The sequence below is a fragment of the Dermacoccus sp. NHGro5 genome (assembly GCF_017565385.1).
Taxonomy (GTDB): domain Bacteria; phylum Actinomycetota; class Actinomycetes; order Actinomycetales; family Dermatophilaceae; genus Dermacoccus; species Dermacoccus nishinomiyaensis.
Window position 1 is genome coordinate 1 of sequence record NZ_JAGEKQ010000011.1, and the last position, 15,578, is coordinate 15,578.

The 15,578-nt window shown below is 68.9% G+C and carries 12 protein-coding genes and 2 pseudogenes; 8 read left to right on the forward strand and 6 right to left on the reverse strand.

Annotated elements, in window-relative coordinates; genetic code table 11:
• Positions 1-219: 219 nt before the first annotated feature.
• The 3 genes and pseudogenes from J4Z35_RS05780 to J4Z35_RS05790 all read left to right on the forward strand — a co-directional run.
• Positions 220-1,290, forward strand: a pseudogene (locus J4Z35_RS05780) (IS30 family transposase); the annotation flags it as partial.
• 7 nt (positions 1,291-1,297) lie between these two features.
• A pseudogene (locus J4Z35_RS05785) lies at positions 1,298-1,597 on the forward strand (integrase core domain-containing protein); the annotation flags it as partial.
• Positions 1,598-1,685: 88 nt separating this feature from the next.
• A protein-coding gene (locus J4Z35_RS05790; RefSeq protein ID WP_143181261.1) for an IS3 family transposase occupies positions 1,686-2,938 on the forward strand; the annotation gives its coding sequence in 2 pieces (ribosomal slippage) (positions 1,686-1,968 and positions 1,968-2,938; 1,254 coding nt in all).
• On the opposite strand, the gene J4Z35_RS05795 is transcribed toward J4Z35_RS05790, so the two are convergent.
• Together J4Z35_RS05795 and J4Z35_RS05800 are read right to left on the reverse strand one after the other, a co-directional pair.
• Complete coding sequence (locus tag J4Z35_RS05795; RefSeq protein WP_208065442.1) at positions 2,902-3,522, reverse strand: hypothetical protein; 621 nt, start codon at positions 3,520-3,522, stop codon at positions 2,902-2,904. The two genes, J4Z35_RS05790 and J4Z35_RS05795, sit on opposite strands and share 37 nt — an antisense overlap.
• A complete protein-coding gene (locus J4Z35_RS05800) occupies positions 3,519-4,307 on the reverse strand; it encodes an NAD-dependent deacylase (protein WP_136788992.1) in 789 nt (262 codons plus the stop codon). Before J4Z35_RS05800 ends, J4Z35_RS05795 begins: the two co-directional genes overlap by 4 nt.
• A gap of 130 nt (positions 4,308-4,437) precedes the next feature.
• Between J4Z35_RS05800 and J4Z35_RS05805 the strand changes: the two genes are divergently transcribed.
• From J4Z35_RS05805 to J4Z35_RS05825, 5 genes are all read left to right on the forward strand, one after another.
• The gene (locus tag J4Z35_RS05805) at positions 4,438-5,316 is read left to right on the forward strand and encodes a siderophore-interacting protein (protein ID WP_062258654.1); all 879 of its coding nucleotides are present in this window, start codon (positions 4,438-4,440) and stop codon (positions 5,314-5,316) included.
• A gap of 116 nt (positions 5,317-5,432) precedes the next feature.
• Entirely contained in the window at positions 5,433-6,050 is a 618-nt protein-coding gene (locus J4Z35_RS05810) for an MBL fold metallo-hydrolase (RefSeq protein ID WP_074040648.1), read from the forward strand.
• A gap of 17 nt (positions 6,051-6,067) precedes the next feature.
• Positions 6,068-6,241, forward strand: coding sequence for a hypothetical protein (locus J4Z35_RS05815; RefSeq protein WP_171969865.1), 174 nt, complete (start codon positions 6,068-6,070; stop codon positions 6,239-6,241).
• A gap of 122 nt (positions 6,242-6,363) precedes the next feature.
• On the forward strand, positions 6,364-7,524 hold the full coding sequence (locus J4Z35_RS05820) for an acyl-CoA dehydrogenase family protein (protein ID WP_006946290.1): 1,161 nt from the start codon (positions 6,364-6,366) through the stop codon (positions 7,522-7,524).
• 3 nt (positions 7,525-7,527) lie between these two features.
• Positions 7,528-8,592, forward strand: coding sequence for an acyl-CoA dehydrogenase family protein (locus tag J4Z35_RS05825; RefSeq protein ID WP_074040646.1), 1,065 nt, complete (start codon positions 7,528-7,530; stop codon positions 8,590-8,592).
• A gap of 133 nt (positions 8,593-8,725) precedes the next feature.
• Here J4Z35_RS05825 and J4Z35_RS05830 read toward each other — a convergent pair whose 3' ends face one another.
• From J4Z35_RS05830 to gdhA, 4 genes are all read right to left on the reverse strand, one after another.
• On the reverse strand, positions 8,726-10,006 hold the full coding sequence (locus J4Z35_RS05830; protein ID WP_083603929.1) for an amidohydrolase: 1,281 nt from the start codon (positions 10,004-10,006) through the stop codon (positions 8,726-8,728).
• The gene (locus tag J4Z35_RS05835) at positions 9,999-12,098 is read right to left on the reverse strand and encodes a prolyl oligopeptidase family serine peptidase (protein WP_074040645.1); all 2,100 of its coding nucleotides are present in this window, start codon (positions 12,096-12,098) and stop codon (positions 9,999-10,001) included. Before J4Z35_RS05835 ends, J4Z35_RS05830 begins: the two co-directional genes overlap by 8 nt.
• A gap of 89 nt (positions 12,099-12,187) precedes the next feature.
• The gene (locus tag J4Z35_RS05840) at positions 12,188-13,957 is read right to left on the reverse strand and encodes a circularly permuted type 2 ATP-grasp protein (protein ID WP_074040644.1); all 1,770 of its coding nucleotides are present in this window, start codon (positions 13,955-13,957) and stop codon (positions 12,188-12,190) included.
• A 90-nt stretch (positions 13,958-14,047) separates the two neighbouring features.
• Positions 14,048-15,397 (reverse strand): NADP-specific glutamate dehydrogenase, encoded by a 1,350-nt coding sequence (gdhA, locus tag J4Z35_RS05845; RefSeq protein WP_074040643.1) that lies wholly within the window; start codon positions 15,395-15,397, stop codon positions 14,048-14,050.
• Positions 15,398-15,578: the final 181 nt, after the last annotated feature.

A 15,578-nucleotide genomic window follows, 5' to 3' on the forward strand; every position in this document is an offset into this window, starting at 1 on the left:
CGCGTTGACGAACGTGGTCAGCAAGTCCCGCATCAGATCAGGGCTCGCTTGGGACAGCTGCTCGTTCAGGAACTGGGCAGGGTCGATACTGGGCACAGCGGTCATCAAGGTGTCCTTCTTCGAGTCGGTTGTGAGAGATCACTCGAAGGATCCACCTGGTGGCCGCGCCTACGTTGAAGGCACGCGCTCACTCAGGTCCGTCGTACACCACTCTGCTGGACTCCACTCTCGCGCGAGCTACGCCGAAACGCCGCGACACGGGGCCTCACGCGTGACTATCGCGCGTCGGTCGCGCAGTGGAAGGCCGACATGGCAGCGCGGCGGCCGAAGGAAGCCAAGCTCGTGGCGAACCCGCGGTTGCGCGAGTACGTTGAGCAACGACTCAGCGGCCACATCGTCGACGAGAACGGAAACGTCGTGGCCGGGCCGCCGGTAGAGAAATGGACGGGCCGTAACAAGCCACGCCGCAAGGACCGGGCGTGGGTGCGCGCGTGGAGCCCGGAGCAGATCAGTAGGCGCCTGCCTCTCGATTTGCCCGATGATGAGTCCATGCGCATCAGCCACGAGGCGATCTATCAATCCCTCTACATCCAAGGCCGAGGAGCGTTGAGACGTGAACTCATCTTGTGCCTGCGCACCGGGCGTGCGCTGCGCGCCCCGCGGGCGCGCGCGCAGCGCACGACGTGGGCGCACGTCACGCCCGAAGCGCTCATCAGTGAACGGCCTGCTGAAGCCGACGACCGTGCAGTGCCGGGCCATTGGGAGGGCGACTTGATCATCGGGCTGGAACGCTCCGCGATCGGCACGCTCGTGGAGCGCACCACCCGCTACACGATGCTCGTTCACCTGCCCCGCGAGGAAGGCTATCGGCACAAGGAATCAGTGAAAAATGGGCCGGCCCTGGCCGGGTACGGCGCGATCACGATGAAGAACGCGTTGTCGACGACGATGACACGTCTGCCGGTGGAGTTGAGGCGTTCACTGACGTGGGACCGCGGCAAGGAAATGTCCGCGCACATAGCGTTTCGTGTCGAGACAGGCATCCCGGTGTTCTTCGCCGATCCGCACTCACCGTGGCAGCGCGGCACCAACGAGAACACGAACGGCCTGCTTCGTCAGTACTTCCCCAAGGGCACTGACCTGTCACGCTGGTCGGCACACGAGATCAACGCCGTGGCGCACACGCTGAACACTCGTCCACGCAAGAGCCTGGGGTGGAAGACACCTGCCGAGGCACTGAACGAGCAGCTAAAGTCTCTCCAAGAAGCCGGTGTTGCAACGACCAGTTGAATCCGGTCAGTACGTCAGCCTGGCCTACACCGGCACGTTGGCCGAGCACGGCGTCGCGCCTTCCGTTGGGACAGTGGGCGACTCGTACGACAACGCCCTCGCTGAGACGGTCAACGGCTTGTACAAGGCCGAGCTGATCTACTCACGCCCCACGTGGCCATCGACATCAGCGGTCGAACTGGCGACGCTGGAGTGGGTGAGCTGGTGGAACCATCAGCGCCTACACGAGGCACTCGGCTACCGCACCCCGGTCGAGGTTGAGGCGGCTTACGATCAATCCCACACGAGCACCCTCGTCACCACATAAGCGCGGAACGAAACCCAGGGCGCTTCAGTTCTTCTCGTGACTCGCCTCGGCGTGTCCGGAGACAGGATTCCTTGGAAGGATCTGTCTCATGGGACGTCCCAGTAAGTACCCGCGTGAGCTTCGTGAGCGCGCTGTCCGTATGGTCGCCGAGGTGCGATCCGACTATCCGAGCGAGTATCAGGCGATGAGCGCGGTGGCGCAGATGCTCGGTGTGGGATCGCCCGAGACGATCCGCACCTGGATTCGCCGCCAGCAAGTCGATGCCGGCGACCGGCCTGGCGTCACGACCGACGCAGCGGTGGAGATCAAGCGCCTCAAGCGTGAGAACGCCGAGCTTCGTCGTGCGAACGAGATCTTGAAGGCAGCATCAGCTTTCTTCGCGGCCGAACTCGACCGGCCACACAAGAGATAGTCGTCTTCATCGACGAGCACAGGGAGCGCGCCGACGGCGGGCTGCGATGGGGTGTCGAGTCGATCTGCACGGTGCTGACCCAGCATGGCGTGAAGATCGCCCCATCGACGTACTACGACGCCAGAGGGCGCGGCCAGTCGCCTCGGGCGGTGTCGGATGAGCGGTGGAAGCCGATCATCCTGGCCACGTGGCAGGAGCAACGCAAGGTCCTCGGCGCGCGCAAGCTGTGGCTTCGGTTGCGCCGCAACGGGCACGACATCGCCCGCTGCACGGTCGAACGTCTCATGCGGGAGTTGGGGATCGCTGGCGTGGTTCGCGGCAGACGCAAGCGTCCGGTCGATACGGAGCCGAGGCAGACCAGACCTGCCGACCTCGTTGACCGCCACTTCGCACGGCTGCGCACGAACCAGCTGTGGGTCGCGGACTTCACGTACGTGTGGACGTGGTCCGGATGGGTGTACGTCGCGTTCGTGTTCGACGCGCACTCCCGACGCATCCTGGGATGGCGGGCCGCGACGAGCATGACGACGCCGCTGGTGCTGGACTGTCTCGACATGGCGCTATGGGCGCGCCGACGTGAAGGCGTCACCGCGTTCACCGGACTGACGCACCACACGGATGCGGGCAGCGTCTACACGTCGATCGCGTTCACCGACCGGCTCATCGACGAAGGCATCGACCCGTCCGTCGGGTCCGTCGGCGACGCGTACGACAACTCCCTCGCGGAGTCGCAGATCGGCCTGTACAAGTCCGAGCTGATCCACCACGAAGGGCCCTGGCGCGACGTCGACCAAGTCGAGGCCGCCACTGCCTCCTGGGTGCTGTGGTTCAACACCGAACGCGCCCACGGCTCCATCGACGACCTCACGCCCCTCGAGGTCGAACAACTCGACTACGCTCGCAACGAACCGGTCGAACAAGCCGGCTGACACCAGCAAAACACTCTCCAGACACGCCGGGGCGAGTCAATGGAACGGTTGAGGCCCGCTTTCGCGGCGACGTTGCGGCCAGGCTTGTCGATGGTGCCTCGTACGCTGCGCGTCATGCCGGCGACGTTGAGGTCGTCGACAGCGACGACGGCGTGCGAGGTCGCGAGCTGCTTCGTGATGGCGTGCAGTGTGCTCGCGCGGTGCTGGGCGACGGCGGCGTGCTCTCGCGCGAGACGAGCTCGAGCCTTGATGCGGCCCGTCGTGGGCGTGCCGTGCTGGCCACGCGCCGCGAACGAGTCACCGGGCGCGACGGCGGCGAACAGCGCCGCAGCCGCGAGGATGCCGCCGGACGCCCACGCCATCGGAATCGGGCCGACCCTGTCGACGAGGCGACCCGTCAGCAGCGACGGCAGATACATCGCGCCGACGTGCAGGCTGATGACGAGCCCGACGTGCGCGAGGTCGTGATGGTGCGCCTTCAGGTGGATCGAGCCCGCCGACGAGCACGCAAGCCTGCCGCGTGGCCCGCGACGCGCAGCGTCGGCACGGCCCTGCACTGACCAGCGGGCGCCCCGACGCGTCACGCCTTACCCCGGAGTGCCGAGACGAGCGCGGGCAGCGCGGCGGCGGCGGGCGCACGCCAGACGAGCGTCGCGTCGTCGCTCAGTTCGGTCTCGGCGGGGTTGATCTCGACGACGGGCACGCCCCGCGTCAGCGCCCGGTACGGCAGCCCGGCCGCGGGCTGCACGACCCCGGACGTGCCGACGCTGAGGACGAGATCGGCGCGCTCGAGCGCGGCCTCGGCGTGCGCGAACGGCTCCTGCGGCAGTTCTTCGCCGAACCACACCACGCCGGGGCGCACCGCTGCGCCACACACCGGGCAACGCGGCGGGGCCAACCGCTCGACGGGGTCGGACGGCAGCGCGAGTGCGGCGTCGTCGGCTTCGTCGAAGGGGGTGTCGCACTCAGAGCAGCGCAACGCGAAGATGCTGCCGTGCAGGTGCGCGAGGACACTGCTGCCCGCGCGTTCGTGGAGGTCGTCGATGTTCTGCGTGACGATCCACAGGTTCGCCCGCTCGGCGTCGGCCCAGTCGGCGAGTGCGCGATGGCCGACGTTGGGCTGGACATCGCGAATGAGCTTGGCCCGCCAGCGATACCAGGCCCAGACGAAGTCGGGGTCGCGCTCCCACGCGTCGATCGTCGCGAGCTCCTCCGGGTCGTGGCGCTCCCACAGGCCCGTGTGCGCGTCGCGGAACGTGGGGATGCCGCTCTCGACGCTCATCCCCGCGCCCGTGAGGACAACGACGTCACGCGCGTCGCGCGCCAGGTCGAGGAAGGCGTCGAGGGGTTCCGAAGCTGGCGTGGGCATGCATCAGCGTAGGCGCCACCCCAGCTGCGAGGTCGCCCGCGCCGCCGAGACGCCCGACCGAACGTGCCCCAGACCAGACGATCGCCTAGGTTAGGTAGACCTCATTCATCGCGACGACGCGGAGGCTCTCATGCCACTCAGGACGATCGAACGCGGGCTGCATGCCGCGTACTCGGCGGCCGCCTCGCTCACCATGGCTCTGCCACCGGAGCGCGAGACCTGGCCGACGGCACCCGCCGAGGTGCGCGCCGTCGAAGCGCTGTGCCCGGCCTTCACCCGTGTCACCCTGCACGCCGAGATGTTCCGCACGCTCGAACTCACCGGTCCCGACGAGTACTTCGGCCTCTTCATGCCGCCGGCCGGCGCACCCGTCGTCACCCCGCCTGATGACGAACGCGACCCCCGCAGCGCCGTCGCCGCCATGGACGATGCCGTGCGCCCGCAGCTGCGCTGGTACACGATCCGGATGCTGCGCCCCGAGCACGCCGAGATCGACGTCGACATCGTGGACGTCGGCCACGACGGGCCCGGCGCGCGCTGGCTGCGCGACGTCAGGGTCGGTGACGAGGTCGGGGTGCGCGTCCAGTCTGCGCTCTACAGCGCCGCGCCCGCGGGCGGGCATCACGTGCTCGTCGCCGACGAGACGGGCCTGCCGGGCATGCTCGCCATCGTCGACGCAGCCCGCGAACGGGCGACTGGAAAAGGTGAAGACTCGCAGAACACGCAACCCCGCCTCACCTGCGTCGTCGAGGTCCCTGATGCGACATACCTGCACCCGGAGGTCGCCGACGCCGGCATCACCGTCGTGCAGCGCGGCACGGATGCGTCCGGTTCGGCCGCCGTCGCGGCACTCGCAGACCTCGACGTCGACGACGCCGACTACGCGTGGGTGTGTGCGGAGGGCGGCGCGGTGGCCGCGATCAAGCGTCACCTGACGAAAGAGCGCGGCCTGTCACGGCGCGCCATCACGGCGAGTGGCTTCTGGTCGGTGGGCCGTCCGCGCCCGTGAGGCCTCGCCCATGCGGCCGGCGCTGGGCATCTCATCATGTGGGGCGACATAGCCATGCACACCGAGCGCGACGACCATGATGTGAGCAACACCTCACACATTCGGATGCAGACCCCATGCGCGACACTCGTCGCACTGCTTCAGCCCTCGTCCTCATCGGCGGGCTCACCCTGGCGGCCTGCGGAACGGACGCGGCGGATTCGTCGCCCAGCAGTGCGTCCCCCAGGGCTGCGGCTGCGTCGTCGCTGCCCGTCACGCCGGCGATCAGCGCGTCGAGCACGAACAAGCAGTCGGCGTTCACCGTCACGCAGTTCGACAGCACCAGCGATTCGGGCTGGACGGCCACGTTCCAGGTGCTCAGCTCGCCGGCCGGCAACATCCTCGTCGACCCCGGCATACGAGACACGGAGGTCGCCGACTACGTGAAGTCGATCGGCGGCGTCGACGCGATCGTGATCACCCACGGGCACTGCGACAAGCTGCGCGGCCTCGCCGCGGCGATGAAGACGAACCCGAAGGTCGTCGCGTGCATCCACCAACTCGACCAGCCCTACCTGCACGATCCGAAGCGCAACTGCTCCGTCGAGGAAGGCACCTCGCGCACGACCGACGCGAAGACCTCCACCTTCGAGGAGTCCACGACGACGATCGCCGGCCACCGCGTCCCGCTCATCCACCTGCCGGCCACACCGAGGGCAGCACGATCTTCTGGTTCCCGGACGACAGCACGATGATCGGCGGCGACACGGTCATGAGCACGAAAATCGGCAGCGCCTCGCACCCGGGCGGCAACGAGGCCTCGCGCACCGCGTCGATCGCGAAGTTCAAGAAGCTGACGTTCCCCTCGGATGCGCGCAGATACAACAGCCACGACGCCTCGACGACGTACGCCGAACTCATGAAGTCGAACTGCGACCTCGCCTGAGCCCCTCCTCCGACACCGTAGGTCTGTCACCGCCGGGCCTCGCCCTATTGAGCGATGCTCAACAAGAGTGATAGACAGGGTGAGGCGCGTCATGGCGCCACGTCCCCGAGCAAGGAGCCACGGTGCAACGGACACTACGAGACGAGGACAAGGCCCTGCAGCGCGAGCTGCGCGCCTTTGCCGAGAGCTTCCCCGACCACATCAAGACCGGATACATCGCTGACGGCGAGGTCGTGCCCGAGTTGCTGCGCGAAGGTCAGCGCATCCTCGACGACGCCGACCTGGCCGCACCCCACTGGCCGACCGAATGGGGTGGGCGCGGCTGGGACGAACTGCAGCTGCACATCTACCGTTCCGAACTGCAGCGTGCCGGCGTGCCGATGCCGCTCGCGTTCAACACGAGCATGGTCGGCCCCGTCATCGCCGCGTTCGGCTCGCAGGAGCTCAAGGAGCGTTTCCTGCCGAAGACGAAGAGCTGCGAGATCTGGTGGTCGCAGGGCTTCTCCGAGCCGGACGCCGGCTCCGACCTCGCGTCCCTGCGCACGACGGCGGTGCGCGAGGGCGACGAGTACGTCGTCAACGGACAGAAGACGTGGACGACGCTCGGGCAGTTCGGTGACTGGATCTTCACCCTCGTGCGCACCGACCCGAGCGCCGACAAGCCGCAGAAGGGCATCTCCTTTCTCCTCATCGACATGTCCTCCCCCGGCCTCACGGTGCGCCCGATCAAGCTGATCGACGGCCGTCACGAGGTCAACGAGGTGTTCTTCGACGACGTCCGCGTGCCCGCCGACCAGCTCGTCGGCGAGGAGAACCGCGGCTGGGACTACGCGAAGTTCCTACTCGGCAACGAGCGCACGAGCGCCGCGCCCGTCGGCTCGATCAAGGCCGCGCTCGCCGCGGCGAAGGAGCACGCGAAGGCCACACGCAGCCCTCACGGCACCGCGCTCGACGAGCCCCTGCTCGCCGCGCGCTTCGCCCAGCTCGAGGCCGAGGTCATGGCGCTCGAACTGACGGTGCTGCGCGTCGCGGGTGACTCGCGTGACGGGCGCCCCGACCCGGCGTCGTCGATCCTCAAGCTGCGCGGCAGCCAGCTGCAGCAGGACGTCTACGAACTCATGGTCGACGTGGCCGGCGTCGACGCCCTCACCTGGTACACGGGCGAGTGGGGCAGCGAGACGCTGCCGCGGTATCTCAACTACCGCAAGGCGTCGATCTACAGCGGTTCCAACGAGGTTCAGCGCAACATCATCTCCGGCGGCATCCTTGGACTGAAGGGCTGAATCATGGACTTCACACCCACCGAAGAACAGCGCGCGTTGCAGAGCGCGGTGCGCGACCTTGCCTCGAGCCTCACGCCGAAGGACACCGGATCCGGCGCCCCCGCCGGCCCGCAGCCGTTCGACGCGGACGCCTGGGGCAAGCTCGCCGAGATGGGCTTGCTCGGGCTCGCCTTCGCCGAGGACAAGGGCGGTTTCGGCGCGTCGGCCATCGAGGTGACGCTCGCCGCCGTCGAGCTCGGCGCGGCTCGCGTCACGCTCCCCTACGCCGATGCGATGGCGGCTGCGGCGGCCCTCGACGCGGCGAACTCGCCGCTGCTCGCCGACGTCATCAGCGGCGAGAAGCTCGTGCTCACCGCGTTCGGCGAGTCGGGTGCGACGTGGTCACCGGCCGCGAGCGCCCGCACCGCGTCGGGTAGCGAGCTGGCGGGTGAGGCTCGCGGCAACACCGACCTGTCGTCGGCTGACGCCATCGTCACGACCGCCGGCACGGGCGACGACGTCGGGGTCTACCTCGTCGAATCCCCCACCGTCGACGGCCCGAAGGTGACGCTCGACGGCGCTCCCGCGACGCGGCTCGGCGGCCGCGAGGTGCTCGACGCCGCGCTCACACTGGGCAACGTCGCACAGTGCGGCGAGGCGCTCGGAGCGATGGGAGCCGCGCTCGCGCTGACGGTCGAGTACCTCAAGACGCGCAAGCAGTTCGGCGTGCCGATCATGCGGTTCCAGACCCTCACGCAACGCGCCGCCGACATGTACGTCGGCGTCGAGCTGACGCGCAGCGCCGTGCTCTACGCCGCGATGGCGCTCGCCGACCCCGGTGAGGGCGACGACGCGCTCGACCTCGACGCCATCGTGTCGCGGACGAAGTACCTCGTCGGCACCTACGGCCGGCTCGTCGGCCAGGAGGCGATCCAGTTGCACGGCGGCATCGGCATGACGGCCGAGTACGCCGTCGGCCACTACACCTCGCGCCTCGCGACGATCGAGCGAACCTTCGGCGACACCCGTCAGCACCTCGCGGCCCTGGCGGCCGGCGTCGGCGATCACACGTCGGTCGACGTCGTCTGAGACTGCTCGCACGACGGCGGCCGACGACGAATGACGAACGGCGGGACGAGCATCCAAACTCGTCCCGCCGTTCGTGTGTCATGCGCTCGTCGCCGACAAATCCGGCCCGCCGCGCAGCGTCAGCCGATCGTCATCACGACGCGTTCGACGACTCGTCGCTCGCGGCATCGCGGTCGAGTCGCGCGAACCGGTCGAACACGGCCGCACCGATGGGCAGCGCGCGCTCGTCGAGCATGAACGCAGGGTGGTGCAGGTCGGTCTCGTCGCTGTCGCCGTCCCAGACGCCGAGGCGCAGGTAGATGCCGGGGATCTCTTCGGTGTACCAGCCGAAGTCCTCGCCACCGGACGACTGGTCGGCCTCGCCGACGCCGTCCTCGCCGAGGACGTCGGTGACCGCCTGGGCTGCGAGCTGCGCGCACGCCTCGTCGTTGACGACCGGCGGCACACCTTGCACGTAGTTGACCTCGGCCTTCACGCCGTACAGCTCGGCGATGCCCGAGATCGCGGGCGGCACGACGTCGGGCAGCTGCGCCCACGTGTCGCGGCTCGCGGAGCGGACGGTGCCGACGAGCGTCCCCTTCGACGGGATGACGTTCGCGGCGCTGCCGCCGGCCTCGATCGAGCCCCACGTCATGACGGTGCCCGAGCGCGGGTCGATGCGGCGGTCGATGACCTGGGCCGCGCCCGTCGCGATGCTCGCGAGCGCGTAGATGAGGTCGCCGGTCTCGTGCGGACGCGCGGTGTGCCCGCCGTCGGAGGTCAGCGTCACCTCGATCTTCGCGTTCGAGGAGGTGATGGCGCCCGCGTGCACACCGACGTCACCGACGACGCGGTGCGGGTCGCAGTGAAGCGCGATGATGCGGTCGACGCCCTCGATCGCGCCGTCCTCGACGCAGTCGACGGCGCCGCCGGGCATCTGCTCCTCGGCGGGCTGGAAGATGAGGCGGACGGGGCGCGGCGGCGGGTTCTTCGCGAGCAGCGTCGCGGCGCCGAGCAGCATCGCCGTGTGCGCGTCGTGGCCGCAGGAGTGGCTGACGCCCTCGTTCGTCGAGGCGAACTCGAGGTCGGTCTCCTCATCCATCGGCAGCGCGTCGATGTCGGCGCGCAACGCGACGAGGTCGTCGGCCGTCGCGTCGTCGGCGGCGGGCACGTCACAGATCAAGCCGGTGCCGACGGAGAAACGTCGCACCTCGAACCCGAGACCTTCGAGCTGTTCGGCGACGTAGTCCGTCGTCGCCTTCTCCTCATAGCTCAGCTCGGGGTTGGTGTGCAGGTGGCGGCGCCACTCGACGAGCTTGTCCCGCAGGTCGTCGTCGATGCCGTCGTACGCCATGGCGGCCTCGTGTGCCGCGTCGACGTCGGGCTCGGAGTTCTTCCCACCCGTGTTCGCGTCGTTCTTGTCGAAGTCACTCACCGAAGATCCTTTCGCAGAAAGCCAAGACCCGCTGTTCCATGTCCCAGCGGTTGTTGAGACGTTCGAACTCGTGCCCCTCGTCGGGGAACAACAGCATCTCCGCCGGCACGCCCCGCGACGCGAGCACGCCCAGCGCCTGGTAAGCCTCGGAGACGGGGACGTTCGAGTCGAGCTGGCCGTGGATGAACATCACGGGCACGTCGACGCGGGAGAACTGACGCAGCGGGGAGGCTTGCGCGAGCAGGTGCCGGTCGAGCTTGGGGTCGCCGTATTTGGGCATCGCCGCGGAGGCGATCCACGGGTCGGTGTCACGGTAGAACGTCTCGAGATCCGACATGCCGCACGCCGCGATGCCGCCGGCCCAACGCCCGGCGTGCCGGGTGAGCGACGCGTGCACGAGGTATCCGCCGTACGAGCGGCCCATGATGACGGCCTGGCCGTCGCGGGTGATCCCTGCGTCGATGAGGTGGTCGAGCGTGTCCTCGGCGTCGTCGATCGCCGCGAACCGGCCGTAACGGTCGTCGGCCTGCGAGAAGCGCCGCCCGCGTCCTGCTGAGCCACGCACGTTCGGCAGGAACACCGAGTGCCCGGTCGCCGCGAGCTTGCGCAGCACGTTGTTGTAGTCGGGGCGCGCCTGTCCCTCGGGGCCGCCGTGGAAGTAGACGATCGTCGGGGCGGGCTCGCTCGGCGCAGGCCCGACGGCCCGGTAGAGCCACCCGGACAAGCGCATGCCGTCGCGCGCCTCGTAGTGGAGCAGCTCGGGGATGATGTCCGCTTCGCCCCACGCGGACAACACCGGCCGGCCACGTTCGTCCGTCGGGCGCGCGGGTGACATCGTGTCGAGGCCGTCCTGGTCGGCCAGTGCGTCAGCGCCGCTCGCGCCGACGTCGTCACCGGTCGCTGCGTGCCCGGCCGTCTCGTCGTCCGAGCCGCTCTCACGGGGACGGTTCTCGGCCACGCTCTCACCGACGGCGTCGCTCACCGCGTCGTCGACCGCCGTTGCGACAGCGCGGAACTCGTCGCCGACCCAGCGTCGGGCGGCCACGTCGTAGACGACGACGGTGGGCGGAAACTCGGGTCCGGCGACGGTGAGGGCGAGCAGCGACCCGTCCGCCGTCAGCGACGGCGTCGTCGCGATGAGCGACGGCAGCTCGGGCAGGTCGACGACGCGGGCGCGCCCACCCGTCAGGTCCACGATCTGCAGGTCGCACCACCCCTCGTCGTTCCACAGGACGGCCGCCACGGAACCGTCGAGGGAGACGGCGAACTCCTCGACGTCGGCGTCCTCACGTTCGAGGAGCACCTCGACGTCGTGGGCGTGCTCGGTGGGGGTGAGCCGCAGCAGTCGGAAGCGTTCGGCGCTGTGGTCGCTGCGCACGATGAAGCTGGGGCGATCCCCCTCGAACGTGACGAATCCGCGGTCGGTCGTCGAGCCGTTGTCGACCGGCATGATGGGGCGCCAGGTGCCGCCGCCGTCGACGGCCAGGAGCTCACGGTTGCCGCGCGAACCCACGCGGAACAACGAGACGTTGCCACGCGAGTGCGTCAGGGCGCCGCCGGTGCGCCGGTCGACGACGCGGGTCTCCCCCGTCACCGGATTGAACAGGCGGCCCTCGACGGTGCCCTCGCGGTCGAAGACGGAGACGGCGACGAAGTCGTCGTCCCAGCTGACGAGCTCGACCGTCTCGTACGCGGCGAGGTCGACGGTGTACGAGTTCGCGTCGTCCGGGTCGGAGGTGACGAACCAGATCTGCTCGCGGTCACCACCGTCGGGTGCTACCTCGCAGGCGAGCCAGTGCCCGTCGGGTGAGTACAGGACGCGCCGCACACCGCCTTCGACGGGAAGACGCACCTCGCGCTCCTCGCCGACGATCGGAACCCCGTCGTCGTCGAGCGGCATCTGCAGGGCGAAGGGAAAACGATCCTGTTCGACGACGACGCACGCGAGCAGCCGCCCGTCGGGCGAGAGCGCAGGGTCCTTGACGTAGCGGTCCAGCGTGCGCGGGCGTGGGGGGGCGCGGTGCTCGGCGGGCGGCGCGTAGGAGGTCAGGACGTGGGCATGCTCGGGTTCGGGCGGGCTGACGTCGTTCACGTCAGCCGATCCTAGGCGCCCGGGGGGCCAGACCTCCAGAGCGAGCGCGCCTGGTTCGTCTCCGGATGCCGGAGAACCGACCTCGCGGGTCATGATCGAGGTGGTGCCGCGGAGTCGTCGGGGCCAGGAACATCACCTGACGCAACCGTGGCGGCGTCACCGCGATCGGCGCCCACCGCGGTCTCTGACGGGGTCTGCGAGGAGGCTGCAGCCGGCGCTGTCGGTGCAGGTGAGCGCAGGATCCACGTGTCCTTGCCGCCACCGCCGCGGGAGGTGTTGACGATGAGCGAACCAGCCGGGGCCGTTCGGGTGAGGGCGGTGGGGACGGTGTGGGCGCTCAGCTTGCGCGCATCGAGGACGCTGGGTTCCCCCGACTCGCCGGGCGCACTCCCGGGCTGCTCGGTGGCGCGAACGTGCACGAACGCCCGCAGGTCGACGTGCCGCGGGTGGATGCAGGTGCGTCCGCTCTCGTCGGCGGCGTAGGTGGGCAGCGTCGACAGGCGCACGATGTCCTGCGCGATGAAGTGGTCGGGATGCGCCCGCAGCTGCTCGGCGCGTTCGTCGAGCTCGGCTGGGGAGCACTCCGGCCCGATGGTGATGCCGGCGCCGCCGTAGCCGTCGACGGGTTTCACGACGCGTTCGTCGAGCCGTGCGATGACCTCCTCGACCTTGCCGGGTTTGTGGCACAGATCGGTGGGGACCTGCTCGAGCAGGGGCTCCTCGTCGAGGTAGAACCGGATCATGTCGGGCACGAGCGCGTAGACGGCCTTGTCGTCGCCGACGCCGTTGCCGAATGTGTTGACGAACGCGAGACGGTGGTGGGCAAGGGCGTCCTCGAGTCCGGGGCCGAGTGGCTGACCGTCGCAGCCGAGGGCTGCGAACAGTTGATCCTTCTCGATGCGCGCGTAGACGACGTCGAGTGGGCGCAGCGTCGTCGCGTCCTGCAGGTGCAGGCGCCCGTCGACGACGCAGAGGTCCGCGGGCGTGCAGACGGGCATGCCGACGAACTCGGCGATGCGGCGGTGCTCGAACCAGGCGGAGTCGCTCTCGCCCGTCGAGACGAGCGCAAGCCCTGGGTCGTCGGGGTTCGCGGCGTGCGCAGGTGCCGCGGCCTGCAGCGTCTCGCGCAGCATCGCGAATCCGTCGCGGGGGTTGAGCAGGTCGTACTCGCTGATCACGTCGGCGAACGTGTCGTTCGCCATCGCGCGAAGGAAGTGCGAGAACACCACGCCGGAGGGAACGCGAAGGTTGTCCTCGAGGACGAGCCATCGTCCGTCGGCGCACACGAGATCCATGCCGCAGATGTGGGCTCGCACGGACCCGGAGGGTTGGAGGCGGCCTTCGTCGACGTAGCCCGGTGAGCGTTCGATGTCGTCGGCGTCGACGACCCCAGCCTCGATGATGCGTCGCGCCCCGTAGATGTCGTCGAGGAACGCGTTGAGGGCGCGGGCGCGTTGTTCGAGGCCCGCGCTCAGGTCGGCCCACGTGTCGGCGTCGATGATGCGGGGGATGAAGTCCGTCGGGAAGATCCGGGGTTCGTCCTCACCGCTGACGCGGAAGGTGATGCCCTCCGCCTTCTCCATGGCCTCTGCTCGTTCTTGCCGGGCCGCCCGCTCGTCATCACTGAGCGCCGCGATCGCTGCCAGGGCTGCGACGTAGGCGAGGCGGGGCGCGCCGTCCGCGTCGACGGCTTCGTCCCAGGCCTTCGCGACCGACGTGAGGCCGGCTTCGGTGGCTTCGAGCGTCTGTGTTTCGGCGTTCGCGCCCGGGTGCACGTCGGTGGGGCCGTTGTCGTGCAGCCCGAGCAGGGCGCCCTCGTTAGACAGGCCTGACGACGGGTCGTTCTCAGAGGCGGGCATGCCTCGTTTATACGCCGCCGCCGGACCGCGCAGACCCCGAATCGGCTTTTCCACCACACCGATTCGGGGCGTTCGATGCTCGGACGACGATCAGACGACGCCGAGCGCGAGCATCGCGTCGGCCACCTTGACGAAGCCCGCGATGTTGGCGCCGCGCACGTAGTCGCCCGGCACGTCGTAGGCGTCGGCCGTCTCCTCGCAGGTGCGGAAGACGCCGTTCATGATGGCGCGCAGGCGTTCTTCGGTGTGGTCGAACGACCACGAGTCGCGGGAGGCGTTCTGCTGCATCTCGAGGGCGCTCACCGCGACGCCGCCGGCGTTCGACGCCTTGCCGGGCGCGAACAGGACGCCGGCCTCCTGCAGCAGGGCGGTCGCTGCGGGCGTCGTCGGCATGTTGGCGCCTTCGGCGACGGCGATGCAGCCGTTGGCCACGAGGGTGCGAGCTGCGTCGTCCGGGAGCTCGTTCTGGGTGGCGCAGGGCAGGGCCACGTCGCACGGCACGTCCCAGATGCTTCCTTCGGCGACGAATCGGGCGCCCTCGTGCTCGTCCGCGTATTCGCTGATGCGTCCGCGCCTGGATTCCTTGAGTTCGCGCATGGCGTCGATGTCGAGGCCCCGCTCGTCGACGACGTACCCGCCGGAGTCGCTCATCGCGACGACGGTGCCGCCCAGCTGGGTGACCTTCTGTGCGGCGTAGACGGCGACGTTGCCGGAGCCGGAGATGACGACCTTCGCGCCGTCGAAGGAACGGTTCTGCGTCGCGAGCATCCGTTCGGTGAGGAACACGAGGCCGTACCCGGTGGCTTCGGTTCGCGCCTGCGCGCCACCCCAGGTGAGGCCCTTGCCCGTGAGCACTCCGGCCTCGTAGCGGTTGGTGATGCGCTTGTACTGGCCGAAGAGGAAGCCGATCTCGCGGCCGCCGACGCCGATGTCGCCGGCGGGTACGTCCGTGTACTCACCGATGTGGCGGTACAGCTCCGTCATGAACGACTGGCAGAAACGCATGATCTCGGCGTCGGAGCGGCCCTTCGGGTCGAAGTCGGAGCCGCCCTTGCCGCCGCCGATGGGCATGCCGGTGAGCGCGTTCTTGAAGACCTGTTCGAAGCCGAGGAACTTGACGATGCCGAGGTAGACGCTGGGGTGGAAGCGCAGGCCACCCTTGTATGGCCCGAGCGCTGAGTTGAACTCGACGCGGAATCCTCGGTTCACCTGCACGCGGCCGTCGTCGTCGACCCATGGCACGCGGAAGATGATCTGACGCTCGGGCTCCGCCAGACGCTCGATGATGCTCGACTCGACGTAGTCGGGGCGACGCTTCAGCAGCGGGCCCAGGCTGGCGAGCACCTCGTCGACGGCCTGGTGAAATTCTGACTCGCCGGGGTTGCGGCGAAGGATCGTCTCGCGCACGGTTTCGAGTTGGGGTTCGAGCCGCTCAGGCATGTGTTCTCCTCATCGTGGTGTCCCGCCACCTTACGAGCGGATGCCTGCGACGGCCATGTGACGTTGGCCCGGTTCGTAATTCCACTCGAGTGTGGGCGAGTCATGACTCGCCGAGAAGCCTTGCCAGCTCCTGCGCCAACGGAGTGAGACGCGAATCGACGACCGCCCACACGATCTCGTG

Coding starts and splice junctions, on each gene's coding strand:
- J4Z35_RS05810 (WP_074040648.1), top strand. CDS start 5,433: ATGCGCGACACTCGTCGCACTGCTTCAGCCCTCGTCCTCATCGGCGGG.
- J4Z35_RS05800 (WP_136788992.1), bottom strand. CDS start 4,307: ATGCCCACGCCAGCTTCGGAACCCCTCGACGCCTTCCTCGACCTGGCG.
- J4Z35_RS05840 (WP_074040644.1), bottom strand. CDS start 13,957: ATGCCCGCCTCTGAGAACGACCCGTCGTCAGGCCTGTCTAACGAGGGC.
- J4Z35_RS05815 (WP_171969865.1), top strand. CDS start 6,068: ATGAGCACGAAAATCGGCAGCGCCTCGCACCCGGGCGGCAACGAGGCC.
- J4Z35_RS05825 (WP_074040646.1), top strand. CDS start 7,528: ATGGACTTCACACCCACCGAAGAACAGCGCGCGTTGCAGAGCGCGGTG.
- J4Z35_RS05805 (WP_062258654.1), top strand. CDS start 4,438: ATGCCACTCAGGACGATCGAACGCGGGCTGCATGCCGCGTACTCGGCG.
- gdhA (WP_074040643.1), bottom strand. CDS start 15,397: ATGCCTGAGCGGCTCGAACCCCAACTCGAAACCGTGCGCGAGACGATC.